Genomic DNA, 15,263 nt, shown 5'->3' with positions numbered 1-15,263 from the left:
CGGGATCAGCCGCAGCGGACGCCGCTGACCACGTCCTTGGCGTCCACTTCGATGTTCAGGCGGTCGCCCAGGAACTCCATCGTGGTCGCGTCATTGGGGTGCAGCACGCGCACCTGCTGAGCACCGGCATCTTCCTGGGCCTGCTTGCCCAGCGCATCGGTGTAGGCCTGGCCGACCAGGCTCTGTACCTGGCTGGCGTCGCAGGTGCCCACCGGCGGTGCCTCGGTGGCCTTGCCGGCTTCATCGGCCGGTGCCTTGGCGGCTTCGGCGGCCTGCTGGGCGTGGGCCGTGGCCGAATCCTGTTCATCCAGCGCCGGCGCCTGGCAGGCGGACAAGGCCAGCACGGCCGGCAGCAGCAGGGCGGAGAGCGAACGGGCGCGAATCGGGAACGACATCATGACTCCGGAAGGGACTGTGAAAGCCGGAGCATAGCCGCGAACCCATCCTCACGTGTTTGTCTTGCGTTATTGACGCGGCCGCGTCATGTCGATCGCCACACTGCTGGCATGCCCACGTCCCCCACACCCGAGCGCGCGGCGGCGCGCGCGGCCGGCCTGCGCTACGTTGATGACACCCAACCGGGCTTCACCCGGCTGCGTGCAGGCAAAGGCTTCCGTTACCGTGATGCTGACGGCCACGCAGTGCGCGATGCGGCCACGCTGCAGCGTATCCGCGCACTGGCCATTCCCCCGGCTTACACCGCGGTATGGATCTGCGCGCATGCCAACGGCCACCTGCAGGCGACCGGCCGCGATGCGCGTGGCCGCAAGCAGTACCGCTATCACGCCGACTGGGCGAAGGTGCGCGATGCCGGCAAGTTCGATCGGATCATTGCGTTCGGCGAGGCACTGCCCACGCTGCGGCGGCGGCTGGCACGCGATCTCCGGCAGTCCGGATTTCCACGGACCAAGGTGCTGGCCGTGGTGGTGGCGCTGCTGGCCGATACGCTGGTACGGATCGGCAATGAGACCTACGCCCGCGAGAACCGCTCGTTCGGGCTGACCACCCTGCGCAACCGCCACCTCGAGTTGCTTCGCGGCGGGCGGGTACGCATGCGGTTCCGGGGCAAGTCCGGCCAACTGCAGGAGGTGACGGTGGGCGACCGCCGCCTGGGCCAGATGGTGCGACGGTTGCAGCAGCTGCCGGGGCAGTCGTTGTTCCAGTACCGCGACGATGATGGCCAGGTGCAGCCGGTCGATTCCGGCGCAGTGAACGAGTACCTGCGCGACGTGATGGGTGAGGACTTCACCGCCAAGGATTTCCGTACCTGGGGCGGCACGGTGGCGGCGGTGCAGGCACTGGCTGCCACCGCGCTGCCCGAGCCTGCCAGCCAGCGCGCACTGGCCGCAGCACAGCGCGAGGTGGTCTGCCAGGTTGCCGCGCGTCTGGGCAACACCCCTGCGGTGTGCCGCAGGGCATATATCGATCCCTGTGTGTTCGCCGGCTGGGAGCGTGGCGAACTCACCGCGCTGGCGGGCCTGCGCGGCCCGCGGCAGTGGGAACAGGCCACGTTGCGTGTACTGCGGCGGGCGCGCCGGCTCAGCCGCAGTAGATCGCGGTGATGTTGTTGGTGCGTCCCTTCTCGATGGTCAGGCGATCACCGCCTTCGCTGGCGGGCGGAACACGCGGACCGTCGTGGCGCAGCACCTGCACGTGCAGGCTGTCGCTGTCCACGCGTGCACGTTCAACGGTGGCCGCCGATGCTGCCAGGCCGACGGCGCCGCGCACCATGTCGCTGTGGCACTGGCCGGAGATCACGCCGTCGATCGGTTGAACCTGTGCGATTGGCGTGCTGCTGCATGCGGCGACGGCAAAGGTCAGTGCGGCTACGCTGAATGCGCGGATCATGATCCTGCTCCATGGTGATGAGGACGCCAGCGTGCCGCGCGCGGCGTGGTGGCGGCATGAACGGCGTGCACATGCGGGACACGGTGCATTCACCGTCGCCGACAGCGGCGATGGCCACACTGCATGTACTGGCACGCCACGGAGGTATGACATGGCCACCTGTGATGTATGCGGCAACGACTACGACAAGAGTTTCACCCTGCAGCAGGGCGGGCGCAGCGGCACGTTCGACTCGTTCGAATGCGCGATCCACGCCTTCGCGCCACGCTGTGCGCACTGCAACTGCGCCGTGATCGGTCACGGCGTCGAAGGCAACGGGCAGATCTTTTGCTGTGCGCACTGCGCTGGCCATGCCGGCGTACAGGGCGTGGCCGATCGCGCCTGAACCCACCCGATTCCCCACACCTGAAGGAGACCGCATGGCTACGAGCAAGAAGGTTCCCGCCCGCCGCAAGGCGTCGCCCAAAGTACGCAAGCGTACGAAGGCAGCTGCCGAGGGCAGCGCCGCAGCAGCGGCCGAACGCCCCCGCGTGGTGAAGACGGCAACCCGCAAGGCCGCCGCCGGTGATCCACGTGCCGCCCGGGTTGCGGCCCGCCAGCGACGCCTGCAGGACCAGGAAAAGGCCAAGGATGCGCGTGCGGCGAAGAAGGCGACCAGGAAGAAGGCGACCCAGGCAGGCACGCGACGCCAGCCGGAGACCCTGCCCGCCCAGCACCTGGCCAAGCCGGGACATGAGCACGAACTGGACCTGGCCCCGCGCTTCCTGGCACCGGACTACGTCGGCAGCGGCAAGCTGCAGGGCATGCGCGCGATCGTCACCGGCGGCGATTCCGGGATCGGACGCGCCGTTGCCGTGCTGTTCGCGCGCGAGGGGGCGGACGTGGCGGTGCTGCACCTTGATGAGGCCGAGGATGCCGAGATCACCCGCCAGCATGTGGAGAGCGAGGGCGGACGCTGCGTGGTGATTGCGGGCGACGTGCGCGATCCGCGTTTCTGCAACAAGGCGGTGAAGCAGGTCGCCAAGGCCTTCGGGGGCGTCGACATCCTGGTCAACAACGCCGCGTTCCAGCTGCACTGCGAGCGCCTGGAGGACCTGGAGGACGAGCATCTGCAGGAGACGCTGCAGACCAATATCGGCGGCTACGTGCAGATGGCACGGGCCGTGCTGCCACACCTGGGCGAGGGCGCCAGCATCATCAACACGGGTTCGGAAACCGGCCTCTTCGGCAGCAAGGCGCTGATCGACTATTCGGCGACCAAGGGAGCGATCCACGCTTTCACCAAAGCCTTGGCCAGCCAGCTGCTGCCGCGTGGCATCCGGGTCAACTGCGTGGCCCCCGGCCCGGTGTGGACGCCGCTCAATCCTGCGGACAAGCAGGCCCCCGACGTGGCCGAGTTCGGCAAGGACAGTGACATGGGGCGCCCGGCACAGCCGGAGGAGCTGTCTCCGGCCTATGTGTTCCTGGCGTCACCGGCCTGCGCCAGCTACATCAGCGGGGTGATCCTGCCGGTGATGGGCGGCCCGCGGGGCTGACCGGGGGCGCATACAGATCGGCGATGCGCGGAATGAAGCGCTGCGGGTTGGCGCCGACCAGGTTGGTGAGCACCACCACGGCGATGCCGCGGTCAGGGTAGACGATGAAGGCCGAGCGCGCGCCACCGATGCCGGCGACCTGGCGGTCCGGCGCGCCCTGCAGTACCGGCCAGCCGGCAGACCACGGGCCCGCCCTGCCATCGGCCAGCGGCTCGGCGGTCCACATCCGTGTGCGCCCGTCCTCGTGCAGCAGTCGCCCGTCCAGCAGTGCGACCAGCCAGCGCGCGGTGTCATCGGCGGTGGTAAGGATGCCGCCGCCGGACCACAGGCTGGGCGGCACGTCGTAGAACCAGTGCGACAGCCGGGGCGGCGTATCGGCGGCTTCGGTCGCGCGCGGGGCCAGGCTGTACATCGTGGCGGCGTCTGGGATCAGGTCGTAACTGTCGCCGAAGGTGGTGCGTTCCATGCCAGCGGCGCCGAACTGCCGGCTGGCCAGGAAGCGGTCGTAGGGCATGCCCGACTGCCGCGCGATGATCCGCGCCAGGAGCAGATAGTTGGTCTGGTTGTAGGCGAAACGTTGGCCAGGTGCTGCATCCATCGGCTGTGCGGTCACGGCCTGCCAGGCCTGTGCCTCGGTGCCTCCGCCCAGCAGCCCGCGCGCGTCAAGGATGTCCGGCAGGCCGGAGGTGTGGGCCAGCAGCTGACGTACGCGCACGGTCTGCCAGGCGGCCGGAAGTGCATCCAGATAGCGCGACAGCGGTGCATCCAGATCCAGCCGGCCCTGCTGTGCCAGCTGTGCGGCGGCGACGCCGGTAAAGGCCTTGGTGGCGGAGTTCAACGGGAATCGCGTGCTGCGTGTGGCGGGCGCGCCGTTTTCCACGTTGGCCAGGCCGAACGCTTCGGACAGCACGACCTGGCCGTCCTTGACCACTGCGATCTGCAGGCCTGGAATGCGCTCGTCCTGCAATGTCTGGCGGATCAGGCGGCGAGCCTGTTCGTTCGCCGGCTCCGGGCTGGCTGACGCCGGCGAGAGGGGCAGAGCAGCAAGCAGCAGGAGCAGAAGGGGAAGCGATGGGCGGAACATGGGTTATTCCCGGCGGGATGTGCGGATGGGATGCAGCAGGCAGCAGGAGGGTTTAGATGCTGCCGTTGCGACTTTCCGGGAGGGAGGACATTCCAACGGGGCCGGCAGTCCACCCTGACTGCGTTGATGCCGATACTGACAGCGAACGGAGGATGCCTGCTGCCGGACTTGCTACAGTCCGTCCGCTGCACGCAACGCAGACCCATGCCCAGGAGGAAGGGCGGCGATGTCCGAACCGTACTCGGCTTTTCTCAGATTGAGGATTTCACGCGCAGATCTTGCGCGGTGGCTTGCGGCAGCACCGCCGGACGTGTCCCGCTGGTCGGACTGGCGCTCGATCGGCGGGCAGTGGAGTCTTCCCGGAGGCGGGGATCTTTCCGACCCGGATGCGCCGGGTCTGCAGACGCTCATTTCAGACTGCAACGCGATGTTGGCGCGTCATCGGGACAACCGCGCGGCACTGGAGTTCGTGCTGGGATCGGCAGAGGCGGAGAACATCAGGATTGCGGCCTATGACCATCAGGGAAGACACTTCGTTGCCGGGTCGTTGACCTATTCGGAGAGTCTCTACGACATCCTGTTCTTTCTGGCCCTGGGGCGCAGCGCAGCCGAGTTCCTGGCCACGGACGATGCCGGCCTGGTCGTTGTCCACGACTATCTGTGGGGCGAGGACGGCGAACGGAGAACGGTCGCCGCGCTTGGGCTTGCTGGAAACGGATACTCCGCATTCCTGGGGCCCGACGCCTCCGCTGCCGCCGCCCGCGAGTTCGACGAACGGGTCGAGGCGATGCTGGATGGACAGGACGATCCGGACTTCTTCCCGCGCGATCAGCTGCAGGATCTGCGGGACTGATCCCGCGCATCAGCTATTGTTGAAGGGCACATAGGGTGTAAACGGCCTGGAAGGATCGAAGTCCTTCTGGCCAGGGTACAGAAGGCAATAGAGCCTGCCTTCATGCACGACTGCCAACGGGTAACAGGCATCCTGCCTGCTCATTCCGCCTGCGCCGCATTCCTGGAGGCCTTCCAGCACCTCCATGGCGGTGCACTTTCCGGCCTTGCAGTCATGTTCCCGGATCGCGCTGAAGCCCTTTGAATAGAAGATCCGCGGTGCCCGATAGCCCTGCAGCGGTTGCAGGTGCTTGGCCAGGGCGGCGTAGGCCCTGTCCACTTCCTCCCGCTCACCCAGGTTGAACGTGGAAGGCGAGTCCGATGTGAACCTGAACTTCGCAGGATCCGTCTCGCACTCCCACGCATGTGAGGCGGGAATGTGCAGCACAAGCAATGCGAACGCACTGATCAAGGATCGGGGCATCATCACTCCTGGGCAGGTCTGCTGTTGCTCGATGGAGCCGCATGGGAACACGGGAAAGAGTGAACCAGCGCTTCCCGCGTCAGCGTCGATGCGTCTTCCTCGAGGCGGGCGCGCGGAAGCGCCTTCAGGTGGCTGTACACGCGATCCACAAGCTCATGGGGCAGGACCGTGGCTCGTCCACACCATTGCCCGGCGCTGCTGTCGGCGACTGCCGCGATGTAACCCTGGACCCAGGACACCGCGCGAGCGCGGCACAGTGCGTCGCTGCACTCACGCCCCTCCTCGTTGCCTGTGATTCGCTCCAGCAGTGCGCGGCCACTGGAAAGTGCATTGCCTGCGTCTGCCGCATGCGCGGGCAGAGCGGCGGACAGGCACGCCGCAAGGAAGGAGGCTGTTGAAGGCCGCCGCAGCCAGCGGCCAACCGGAGTACGCATGCATGCGATTCCTGAAGATGGAGAAGAGAAGGCTCGTCGCCAGGGCCAACTCTATCGGATCGGCCTGCCCGACCGGGATGCACGCGCCCGGCGGAAGGGGGCGCCAGGAAACGCCGTGCACGGAGAGGAGACGGGGATGCTGCGCTTGCCCCCTACCGTTCGTCGGCCCATGACTTCCGGGGGGTTGACTACAGGTGTCGTCACGCCGACAGTGACGACACGTGTAGTCAAGGGAGCCTGTCATGCGCGGCAAAACCATCGGGGACCAGGAGCTGGCCCTGCTGCAGTACATCGATGAACATGCGCCGGCCAGTGTCGGCGAGGTCGCCAGCGGCTATGGCGAGGCGCGCGGGCTGGCCCGTTCCACCGTGCTGACGATGATGGAGCGGCTGCGCACCAAGGGGTACCTGCAGCGCCGGCAGCACGAAGGCCTGTACCGCTACCAGGCCACGCGTGGCCCTGACAGCGTGCTGCAGGGCGCGGTGGCCCAGTTCGTCGACAACACCCTGCAGGGCTCGGTGTCGCCGTTCGTGGCCTATCTTTCGCAGCGCCAGCAGGTCAGCGACAACGAGCTGGCCGAGCTGGAAGCGCTGGTCGCCCAACTCCAATCGCGTCGCCACGAGGGCTGAGTCATGGACACCACGATGCTGATCCCGATGCTGGAACGGCTGGGCTGGACCAGCCTGCAGACCGTGCTGCTGGTGGCGCTGGTGTATGCCGTGTGCCGGCTGATGCCGTCGCTGTCGGCCGCCACGCGTTGCCGGTTGTGGTGGCTGGTTTCGTTGCAGGCCGTGCTCGGCCTGGTGTGGAGCCAGCCGGTGCAGCTGCCCTGGTTGCCCGCGTCGCCGTCGGTGGCGATGACCGCTACCGATATCGCCGCCGATGTGGTCTATCCGCTGTCTGCGGAAGGCTCCGCGCAGCTGCTGGCCACGATGCCGGCAGAGGTCGTGGCGACACCCGCAACAGCGTGGTGGGCGCTTGCACTGGCCGCGCTGTGGGCCTCCGGTGTCCTGCTGATGGCCTGGCGCACCCTGGCGGAGTGGCGGCGTTGCCGCGCGCTGCTGGCCGCCGCGTATCCCTGCGAGGACGCGGCGCTGGTGCAGGCGCTGCACCTGGCCGCCGACGCGCATGGACTTCGCCGCCCGCCGCGCCTGTGGATGAGCGCACAGATCGATGCGCCGCAGCTGGTCGGGCCGCTGCGCCCGGTGCTGCTGCTGCCGGCCGGCGCCACTGCACTGCAGGGCGACGCGCTGGACCTGGCATTGACCCATGAACTGCAGCACCTGCAGCGCCGTGACCTGCAGTGGGGATTGTTGCCGGCACTGGCGCAGCACCTGTTCTTCTTCCACCCGCTGCTGCGGCTGTCGGTGCGTGAGTACGCCCAGGCCCGGGAAGAAGCGGTGGATGAGGCGGTGGTGGGCCAGCATGGGGCCAGTCGCCACGCGTACGGGCGTCTGCTGCTGCAGCTGGGCGTTGCACCGCAGCCGCACCTGGGCGTGGCCAGTGCCGCGCCGGACACGACCAGCCTCAAGCGCCGGCTGCTTTCGCTGCAGCCGCGCAAAGCCTGCCCGCGTGTGCTCGCGGTTGCCCTGACGGCCGTGGTGCTGGTGGTGGGTGTGGCACCCATGCGACTGGTCGCAGCGCCGGTGCCGCCGGCGCCTCCCGCACCGCCGGCGGCCCCGAAGCCCCTGTCGCCGCCGCCGGCTCCGAAGGCACCGCCGGCGCCGGCAGCGTCGGCGCACCTGCCGGCCGTGCCGGTTCCCCCCGCGCCGCCGGCTGACGTGACCGGGCCGGACGATGTGACCGGACCCGATGATGCCGATGTGGGGGCCTTCGACGATGGGACCGACGTGGACGAGGACCATGACGGCATGACCTCTACCGGCACCTCCATCACTACCTACGGGACGTTGGATCTGGGCGAGTCGCCGCGCCAGGCCTACGTGCTGGTGGATGGGGATTCGACCTTCGCCAATGGCGGCATCGATGACGTGGCGCAGGCCCGCAGGCAGCTCGGCAAGGGACCTGCACTGTGGTTCCGCCAGGGTGACAAGCGCTACGTGGTGCGTGATCCGATGCTGGTGCAGTCACTGCAACGTGCCTATGCCGGCGCGGCGGAACTGGGCCGTCAGCAGGGCGAACTGGGACGCCAGCAGAGCGTGCTGGGTCGCCAGCAGGGCGAGCTCGGCCGCCGGCAGGGCGAACTGGGCCGGTTGCAGAGCGAACATGCACGCCAGATCGCGCAGGATGCGATGCGCACTGCGCGCAGTGCGATGGCTGCCCATGACATCAATCGTGAAGCGGCGGCCGAAGCGGCCAGGGCCGCGCGTGACTCGGTCGACGATGCAGCGCTCGCGCGGCAGGCCGCCGCTGAAGCGCGGCGCGCCCTTCAGGCTGCTCGTGATGACGAACGCCAGTCGGGGCGGAGCAGCGAGATGGGTCGGCTGGCCGGAGAGCAGGCCGCGCTGGCCAGCCGCCAGGCGGCGCTGGGCAGCCAGCAGGCCGCGCTCGGCGAACGCCAGGCACGCCTGCACGAGCGGGCCTCGCGACAGGCGCAGCAGGTGATCGCCCGTGCGCTGGCCAATGGCAAGGCCCAGCAGCTGTGAAGCGGCGGTAGCGCCGGGCATGCGGATGGAAACCGCCGGGCCATGCCCGGTGTTAGCGGCTCAACCGCAGTTGGCGCGCACGATCCGGTTCTGCGCGTCGACCTCGATGGTGACCCGGTCCTCGCGGAAATCCATGGTCACCGCCATGCCGGGCTTCACCACCCGCGCCGTGCGTGCACCACTGGCTTGAACCACCTGCTTCACCGTGGCCTCGTCGGCGGCCCTGCCTGCCAGCCCCTCCAGCTTTTCCGGGTTGCATCGCTGCGGGCTTCCTGCGACATGCGGAGGCCGGGGTGCAGGATCGCTGCTGCTGCCACTGCCTGCACTGCCGCCCGCATGGCTGCAGGCGGCCAGCGGCAGGGTACAACCGAGCATCAACCAGAGACTGGAACGCATCGCGGATCCTCCACGCATCAGGAGCCGACAGTCTCATCGATCGGGGCTTCAGGGGGCGTCAATACCCGTTCGGCGAGCTGTTCGATGCGGCCCAGCAGCTGCGCCAGCACGGCATCGTCGTAGGGCAGCCAGCGGCGTGGCCGCGCCGGCAGGTCCGGCAGGGCCAGCGTCTGCCCGGCAAGGCTGGCGCGGGCGGTGGCCAGGTGCAGCCTGTAGTGGCCGACCTGCACATGGCGGCGCTGGAAGGTCATCAGGTCACGCTGCGGATGAGCGGCCAGCAGATACTCCAGGGTGCGCCCGCGCAAGCGGACCATGCGGGCCGGCGGCAGTGGCATGCCCTCGCCACCGCATGCGCAGGTGCTGGCCAGCAGGTCGAGTTCGCGCAGCAGTTCGGACGCCACCACTGCGGGCAGCTCGCGCGCCTGCACCGGTTGCCACGCGTCGCGATGCTGCCGCTGGAACTGCACGCGGCCGCTGCGGATCTCACCGGCAAGGCCATGCGACAGCGGTGCTGACAACTGCCAGCCGATCCGCCACGGGCCTTTGGCCAACATCAGCTGGCCGCCGTCATCGCCGTGCCAGCCTTGCCGACGGGCCAGCCCGGCCAAGGTCGCCACCGACAGCGTCAGCCCATTGAATGCAGCGGTATCGGCGGGTTCGCCGCGGGCGTCCAGATAGTGTTCGCGGAACACCTGGCGAAGCGGTTGCCGGCAGCGCTGCTCGATCAGCCGCGCGCGCCAGGCGGCGCGCAGATGGGGTTGGCTGCGGGCGGGATGCCACAGGCGCAGGCGGTTGCGGCCCTGCAACGCGACCACGATGCCATGCGCATCGGCGAACGCCTCTGCGCCGTCCACCGGCATCGCATCGATCCAGTGCCCCCGCGCATCCGCGAGCTGCCAGACCAGGCCCTGCAGCAGGGTGGCCAATGCCGGTTGCCGGCACGCGGCGCGCCAGTCCTGCAGTGCCCACTCGCCGCCCAGCACGAACGTGGCCTCCAGGGCACGGGCCAGGCTGGCCAGTGAGCGCCTGCCGGCGGCAATGACCGGCAGGCGCAGCAGCAGTTGCGGGCGCTGTGCGAGGCGGCGTTCGGCGGCGGCCAGATGGCGGTCCAGCTTCCGCGCGATACCGGCATGGCGCACCTGCGACCGCGCCAGCGCCAGCGCGGCGATGGCCTCGGGGGTGGGCATCGCATTGACCGCCTTGGCCAGCGCCACAGCCACCGATTGCGAGGGCAGGGTCCGGGCGGCGGTCGGGGCAACGCACACCGGTGGCAGCACCTGCGCCAGCAAGGGCCGCAGCCAGGGCGCATCGCATTCCAGTGCCGCGCGCGTGGCACGCCAGAGCACACCGGCTTCGGCGATGCTGAAGGCACGGTCGGCGACGTAGGGCGCCTGGCCACTGTGGATCGCCTGCAGGCGCTGCGCTGCCTGCTGCAATGCCTGCTCGGCGAACTGCAGGTAGGTGTCGTGTTCGCTCAGTGGCTGCAGATCGGCGGGTGCCGGATCGATGTCGGCCTCGGTGGGGTACAGCTCGGCGATGCGGGCATGGCGCAACAGGTCCTGCAACGGCCAGTGCGCCACCAGGCGCAGTTCATCACGCAGCAGTGGGTGCGCGCTGCAGCCGTCCAGCAGCGAGGCCAGCGTTCCGCTGCCGTCGGCACCGGCACAGCGCGCCAATGCAAGCAGCGACAGTGCATCGCTGCCGGCTTCGACGCTTGCCCCGGCGTGCAGGCCGCAGTGCTGCAGCAATGCCAGCGCGGGCGCCTGCAGCCGCTCGTGGCCGGGCTCGGTGCAGCGCGCAAGCAGGGCCACGCCGTCGACCGGACGAAGCGCGCCCGACCGTGTACCGGTGCTGCGCCGGGACAAGCGCAGCAGTGCAGCGGCGCAGATCGCAACGGTAAGACGGGGCTGCCGCTGCGCGTCGGCGTCGAGAATGCGGTGCGCCCACTGGCGCGCGCTATCCGTGAGCGGCAGCCCGTCGCACCCCAGGGCCATCGGCAGCAGGCTGGCCAGTTGCCCGTCATCCAGCCGGGCCAGCAGCGCCGCCTGGTCCTCGCCATGGAATCCGGCCAGCGTGCTGGACGCCTCCGTGCCGGCCAGCAGGGCAGCAAGGGAGCGCAGCTGGGGGCCCGGGACCTGGGTGCTCATGGAACCTCCGTGTCGTGAGCCGCGCCAGTCTCCGGCGGGGCCGCCTGGGGGTCCAGCGGCAGGGCATCATTCTGCCAACCCCATCGCATTCAGTCATAAAGTGACACCGTCCGCGAACGCGCAGGACCCGGCTCAGGCCATGCCGGGCGGCGCCTGCAGGGCGAGCAGTTCGCGCTCCTGTGCTTCCTCGCGGACCAGCCGCTGCAGCAGCAGGGCCAGGGTCACCACGTCCTGGTGATTGTGATCGGCGACCCGGCGCAGGTTCACCGCGTCGCCGCCGCGCAGGAACCGCAGCCACGCGCCCGGTGCCTCCGATCCCGGCAGATCGTCTTCGCGGATCACGCGCAGAAGCTGGCGCTCGATGGTGGACAGCCTGCAGTTCTCCCAGGTGCCGCGATAGCGGCGGCGGGTCGGATACAGCAGGTCGACATGATCCAGGGCACTGATCGGGTCGCGTTGGCGCGCCAGCCGGTAGCGCGCCTTCAGCAGGGGCGCATCGTAGCTGCGGCCGTTGTAGCTGCAGAACACCGTGGAGGGCTGCAGCCAGCCGGCGAAGGTGGCCAGCATCGCCTCTTCGGCGGCCATCGTCGATATCAGCAACTGGCGGATGCGCAGGCCTTCGCCGCGCTGCGGGCAGGTGTACCAGTCGGCAGCACCGATCATGAAGGCGCGGGTACCGGTGCCGCCGGCCAGCCCGGTGGTCTCGGTATCGAAGAACAGCAGGTCGTGCGCGGCCACGTGCTCGTTCTCGCGCCGGGCGAACGCCAGCGACAGGGGAACCTTCGGAACCGGCTGCGGCTGCAGGGATTCGATCAGGAACAGGCCTGGCGAGATCTCCTCGCCCGGCAGCCGCCGATCCTGTGCGGTCGCGTGCAGGGGCGCTGCGCTGCCGCGTGTGCGCAATCCCAGCAGGCGATGCAGGCTGCCGACGTGGGGCTGCCGCAACGGTGGCGTGGTGGGGGCGGGTGTCATGACGGCCGGACCGGTCGGCTTGTGGCGGATCTCCTGTTCAACCCAGGCGAATACCGAGCGTTCGGCCGGTGGCTGCCGTGCATCATTGGCCGCTGCCGGGACGACCGCTGCGGGCGCCGCCGCCGTGACAGCCGGCGGCCCGGCCTTCGGGTCGCCCGCCTGCTTCCGCAGCAGACGCAGCTTGTCCAGGCTCAGGCTCACGGTGCCAGCAGCTCCACGGCGCCACGGGCGACGGGCACCGCATCGGGCACGTGCTGGCAGGCGTCGGCATCGAACAGGTCCAGCACGCGCAATGCCAGTGCGCGAGGCGAGGTCTCGTCCTCCTCCTGCGCCGCGAGTACCGGGCCGACGCAGGCCGGACAACCCGCCGTGCAGTCGCAGCGCTGCACGAGTTCGCGCGCGCGCTGCACCAGCTCCGCCTGGCGCTGCCACAGGGGTTCGCTCAGGCCGACGCCACCCGGGAAGTTGTCGTACAGGTACACGGTCGGCACGAACACCTGCAGCAGCTCGACCGCGCCCGGATCGCCATCGCTGCCGCGCAGCTGGCCGCGGCCGCTCTGGTCGGCGACCGCGAACCATGCACCGTCGCCATTGCCGACCGACTTCTGCAGATCGCGTGCGTCGGCCATCACCGCCACCGTAGCGACGATGTGCAGCGCGTAGGCGGCGCCCAGGAAGCCATCCAGCGCGTCCTGCCGGCTGGCGAACGCACGCAGCAACAGCGCCTGCGGGAGCTGCCACCACACTGCGGTGGTGTGCAGTTCCTGGTCGGGCAGGTTGACCGGGCCGTAGCCGATGTTCTCGTGGGTGTAGTACCGGATCTTCTTGTAGCCGGCCACGCGGCGCACCACGTGCACTTCGCCGTGGTGCGAATCGCCGCGCCCGGCCACGCCGCCGTCGAAACGATCCAGCACCTTGAGCTTGGTGAAGTCGATGCTGTCGGTGTAGTAGTCCACGTGGGTGCGGGTGACGTAGGCCTTGCGCCCCTCCCAGTCCAGCGTCTCCACCTGGTACGGCGTGGACTGCACCATGTGGATGGCGCCCTCGTACAGGGTCAGCGCGGCGGCGGAGTAATCGACCTCGGCGATGATCTGCTGGCGGCCGTCGCTGCGGTCGACCACCACGAAGTTGCCGTCGGCCACCGCGCGCAGGCTCACCGCGTTGGCCGGATAGCTGTCGGCGATCCACTCCCAGCGCTCGCCTTCGCGATGGACCACGTCGGTCTCGGCCAGGGCTTCCAGGAACACTTCCGGATCGATCGGGCCGAAGCCATCGCCGACCCGGAACGGCAGCTCGAATGCCGCGCAGCGGATGTGGTCGAACAGGATCAGTGGCTGGTCCGGGGCGATGCGCGCATGTTCGGGCGAGGCTTCGGCGAAGAAGTCCGGATGGCGTACCACGTACTGGTCCAGTGGCTGCGAACTGGCCACCATCACGCCCAGCGCGGGCTGCTGGCGGCGTCCAGCGCGGCCGAAACGCTGCCAGGTGGCGGCCACGCTGCCCGGATAGCCGTTGAGGATCACCACGTCCAGACTGCCGATATCCACGCCCAGTTCCAGCGCCGAGGTGCTGACGATGCCATCGATGCTGCCCGCGCGCATGGCGCGTTCGGTCTCGCGACGCTCGGTGGGCAGGTAACCGCCGCGATAGGCGCGTATGCGCGGTGGCTTGCGCGGATCGTGGTCGAAGATGTCCTTCAGGTACTTGGTGAGGACTTCGACCATCAGCCGCGTCTGCGCGAACACCAGGGTCTTGAGGCCGGACTTGATCGCGATGCGGGCGATGCGGTTGCTCTGCGAACGCGCCGATGCACGCAGGCCCAGGTCCGGGTTGATGACCGGCGGGTTCCACAACAGCACCTGCTTCGGTCCGCTGGGCGCACCGGACTCGGTGATGGCGGTGACCGGTGCTTCGATCAGGGCCTCGGCATGGGCCTGCGGATTGCCGATGGTGGCCGAGCACAGGATGAACTGGGGTTGCACGCCATAGAACGCACAGATGCGCTTGAGCCGGCGCAGTACGTTGGTGACATGGCTGCCGAACACGCCGCGGTAGGTATGCACTTCGTCGATGACGATGTAGCGCAGGTTCTCGAAGAACTGCGCCCACTTGGTGTGATGCGGCAGGATCGCCTGGTGCAGCATGTCGGGATTGGATACCACAATGTCGCCATGCAGGCGGATCGCCTGCCGCGCATCCCCGGGCGTGTCGCCATCGAAGGTGAACGCCTTCACCCCGAGATCGCCGGCGCGGTTGAGCTCCAGCAGTTCGGCCACCTGGTCCTGCGCCAGCGCCTTGGTGGGGAACAGGTACAGCGCCTTGGCGTTGTCCTGCATGGCCGCACTGACCACCGGCAGGGTGTAGCACAGCGACTTGCCGCTGGCGGTCGGGGTGACGATGGCCACATGCTCGCCGCGCTGGCTGGCCTCCCAGGCCTCGGCCTGGTGGCTGTACAGCTGTTCGATGCCACGTGCTTTCAATGCGGCGGCAAGGGCCGGCGGTACCGATTCCGGAATGGGCGCATAGCGGCCCTCGCGGCCGGGGATGGCAAAGCTGCCGGTGATGCGGTCGTGGTAGCGGCGCTGCAGGCGCGCGCTGAGCAGGGCACCGTCGCGGGCGGGCAGACCGTCGCGGGTCGCGAGTTGCTGCTCCGCGTCGGCGGTGCGCTTGGCGAGTTCGTAGGCCATGGGTGCACGGATTCCAGGGGGGCACATGGCACCACAGATGGGTCTCAGGATGTGAGACCCCGCAGCGGGACGGAGTGAACCGTTCAGTGCGCGGGCGGCAGCCGGACGTCGAATCCAGTGAAACGCCTGCCGCGTGCGCCGGAACAACGGGCTGGCCCGCCTCGAACAAATGACAGGTGCACCTCGCGGGCGCGGACGTGCAGTCCACTTCAGCGCGGGCTGAACAGCGCGCGCCGTAC

General features: G+C 69.0%; 15 protein-coding genes. 6 read left to right on the top strand and 9 right to left on the bottom strand.

Annotated features, from left to right (window positions below; all coding sequences use genetic code 11):
- Window positions 1-5 precede the first annotated feature (5 nt).
- Window positions 6-395 carry an I78 family peptidase inhibitor gene (locus ACVOME_RS11030; protein ID WP_053515984.1) on the bottom strand — a complete coding sequence of 130 codons (390 nt, stop codon included), beginning with the start codon at window positions 393-395 and terminating at the stop codon, window positions 6-8.
- Window positions 396-506: 111 nt separating this feature from the next.
- Between ACVOME_RS11030 and ACVOME_RS11025 the strand changes: the two genes are divergently transcribed.
- The gene (locus ACVOME_RS11025; RefSeq protein ID WP_128987664.1) at window positions 507-1,562 is read left to right on the top strand and encodes a DNA topoisomerase IB; all 1,056 of its coding nucleotides are present in this window, start codon (window positions 507-509) and stop codon (window positions 1,560-1,562) included.
- On the opposite strand, the gene ACVOME_RS11020 is transcribed toward ACVOME_RS11025, so the two are convergent.
- A complete protein-coding gene (locus tag ACVOME_RS11020; protein ID WP_128987665.1) occupies window positions 1,540-1,848 on the bottom strand; it encodes a hypothetical protein in 309 nt (102 codons plus the stop codon). The two genes, ACVOME_RS11025 and ACVOME_RS11020, sit on opposite strands and share 23 nt — an antisense overlap.
- Before the next feature lie 151 nt (window positions 1,849-1,999).
- Here ACVOME_RS11020 and ACVOME_RS11015 point away from each other — a divergent pair, with 151 nt between their 5' ends.
- Window positions 2,000-2,233, top strand: coding sequence for a hypothetical protein (locus ACVOME_RS11015; protein ID WP_065174491.1), 234 nt, complete (start codon window positions 2,000-2,002; stop codon window positions 2,231-2,233).
- 34 nt (window positions 2,234-2,267) lie between these two features.
- Window positions 2,268-3,383, top strand: a complete 1,116-nt coding sequence (locus ACVOME_RS11010; RefSeq protein WP_481505092.1) for an SDR family oxidoreductase — start codon at window positions 2,268-2,270, stop codon at window positions 3,381-3,383.
- Here the strand turns inward: ACVOME_RS11010 and ACVOME_RS11005 are convergent.
- Window positions 3,340-4,437, bottom strand: coding sequence for a serine hydrolase domain-containing protein (locus ACVOME_RS11005; RefSeq protein WP_478053726.1), 1,098 nt, complete (start codon window positions 4,435-4,437; stop codon window positions 3,340-3,342). The genes ACVOME_RS11010 and ACVOME_RS11005 overlap by 44 nt on opposite strands.
- 256 nt (window positions 4,438-4,693) lie before the next feature.
- Between ACVOME_RS11005 and ACVOME_RS11000 the strand changes: the two genes are divergently transcribed.
- The gene (locus ACVOME_RS11000; RefSeq protein WP_263176710.1) at window positions 4,694-5,320 is read left to right on the top strand and encodes a hypothetical protein; all 627 of its coding nucleotides are present in this window, start codon (window positions 4,694-4,696) and stop codon (window positions 5,318-5,320) included.
- A gap of 9 nt (window positions 5,321-5,329) precedes the next feature.
- Here the strand turns inward: ACVOME_RS11000 and ACVOME_RS10995 are convergent, their stop codons facing one another.
- Both ACVOME_RS10995 and ACVOME_RS10990 read right to left on the bottom strand, forming a co-directional pair.
- Window positions 5,330-5,782, bottom strand: coding sequence for a hypothetical protein (locus ACVOME_RS10995; protein ID WP_128987667.1), 453 nt, complete (start codon window positions 5,780-5,782; stop codon window positions 5,330-5,332).
- 2 nt (window positions 5,783-5,784) lie between these two features.
- Window positions 5,785-6,216 (bottom strand): Rap1a/Tai family immunity protein, encoded by a 432-nt coding sequence (locus ACVOME_RS10990; protein ID WP_481505091.1) that lies wholly within the window; start codon window positions 6,214-6,216, stop codon window positions 5,785-5,787.
- Window positions 6,217-6,458: 242 nt separating this feature from the next.
- Here ACVOME_RS10990 and ACVOME_RS10985 point away from each other — a divergent pair, with 242 nt between their 5' ends.
- Window positions 6,459-6,845, top strand: a complete 387-nt coding sequence (locus ACVOME_RS10985) for a BlaI/MecI/CopY family transcriptional regulator (RefSeq protein ID WP_053515971.1) — start codon at window positions 6,459-6,461, stop codon at window positions 6,843-6,845.
- Between the two features lie 3 nt (window positions 6,846-6,848).
- Window positions 6,849-8,822: a M56 family metallopeptidase gene (locus tag ACVOME_RS10980; protein ID WP_197600166.1), complete on the top strand. Its 1,974-nt coding sequence runs from the start codon at window positions 6,849-6,851 to the stop codon at window positions 8,820-8,822.
- A 60-nt stretch (window positions 8,823-8,882) separates the two neighbouring features.
- Here ACVOME_RS10980 and ACVOME_RS10975 read toward each other — a convergent pair whose 3' ends face one another.
- From ACVOME_RS10975 to ACVOME_RS10960, 4 genes are all read right to left on the bottom strand, one after another.
- A complete protein-coding gene (locus tag ACVOME_RS10975; RefSeq protein WP_459062564.1) occupies window positions 8,883-9,218 on the bottom strand; it encodes an I78 family peptidase inhibitor in 336 nt (111 codons plus the stop codon).
- A 17-nt stretch (window positions 9,219-9,235) separates the two neighbouring features.
- Complete coding sequence (locus tag ACVOME_RS10970; protein ID WP_481505090.1) at window positions 9,236-11,365, bottom strand: DUF4132 domain-containing protein; 2,130 nt, start codon at window positions 11,363-11,365, stop codon at window positions 9,236-9,238.
- Window positions 11,366-11,497: 132 nt separating this feature from the next.
- Entirely contained in the window at window positions 11,498-12,538 is a 1,041-nt protein-coding gene (locus ACVOME_RS10965; protein WP_340044179.1) for a ribonuclease H-like domain-containing protein, read from the bottom strand.
- Window positions 12,535-15,024 carry a DEAD/DEAH box helicase gene (locus tag ACVOME_RS10960; protein WP_476342895.1) on the bottom strand — a complete coding sequence of 830 codons (2,490 nt, stop codon included), beginning with the start codon at window positions 15,022-15,024 and terminating at the stop codon, window positions 12,535-12,537. Before ACVOME_RS10960 ends, ACVOME_RS10965 begins: the two co-directional genes overlap by 4 nt.
- Window positions 15,025-15,263 lie beyond the last annotated feature (239 nt).

The sequence above is a fragment of the Stenotrophomonas sp. STEN008 genome (assembly GCF_056760435.1).
This window is presented reverse-complemented; position numbering and strand designations above follow the sequence as displayed.

Coding starts and splice junctions, on each gene's coding strand:
- ACVOME_RS11030 (WP_053515984.1), bottom strand. CDS start 395: ATGTCGTTCCCGATTCGCGCCCGTTCGCTCTCCGCCCTGCTGCTGCCG.
- ACVOME_RS11025 (WP_128987664.1), top strand. CDS start 507: ATGCCCACGTCCCCCACACCCGAGCGCGCGGCGGCGCGCGCGGCCGGC.
- ACVOME_RS11020 (WP_128987665.1), bottom strand. CDS start 1,848: ATGATCCGCGCATTCAGCGTAGCCGCACTGACCTTTGCCGTCGCCGCA.
- ACVOME_RS11015 (WP_065174491.1), top strand. CDS start 2,000: ATGGCCACCTGTGATGTATGCGGCAACGACTACGACAAGAGTTTCACC.
- ACVOME_RS11010 (WP_481505092.1), top strand. CDS start 2,268: ATGGCTACGAGCAAGAAGGTTCCCGCCCGCCGCAAGGCGTCGCCCAAA.
- ACVOME_RS11000 (WP_263176710.1), top strand. CDS start 4,694: ATGTCCGAACCGTACTCGGCTTTTCTCAGATTGAGGATTTCACGCGCA.
- ACVOME_RS10995 (WP_128987667.1), bottom strand. CDS start 5,782: ATGCCCCGATCCTTGATCAGTGCGTTCGCATTGCTTGTGCTGCACATT.
- ACVOME_RS10990 (WP_481505091.1), bottom strand. CDS start 6,216: ATGCGTACTCCGGTTGGCCGCTGGCTGCGGCGGCCTTCAACAGCCTCC.
- ACVOME_RS10985 (WP_053515971.1), top strand. CDS start 6,459: ATGCGCGGCAAAACCATCGGGGACCAGGAGCTGGCCCTGCTGCAGTAC.
- ACVOME_RS10980 (WP_197600166.1), top strand. CDS start 6,849: ATGGACACCACGATGCTGATCCCGATGCTGGAACGGCTGGGCTGGACC.
- ACVOME_RS10975 (WP_459062564.1), bottom strand. CDS start 9,218: ATGCGTTCCAGTCTCTGGTTGATGCTCGGTTGTACCCTGCCGCTGGCC.
- ACVOME_RS10970 (WP_481505090.1), bottom strand. CDS start 11,365: ATGAGCACCCAGGTCCCGGGCCCCCAGCTGCGCTCCCTTGCTGCCCTG.
- ACVOME_RS10960 (WP_476342895.1), bottom strand. CDS start 15,024: ATGGCCTACGAACTCGCCAAGCGCACCGCCGACGCGGAGCAGCAACTC.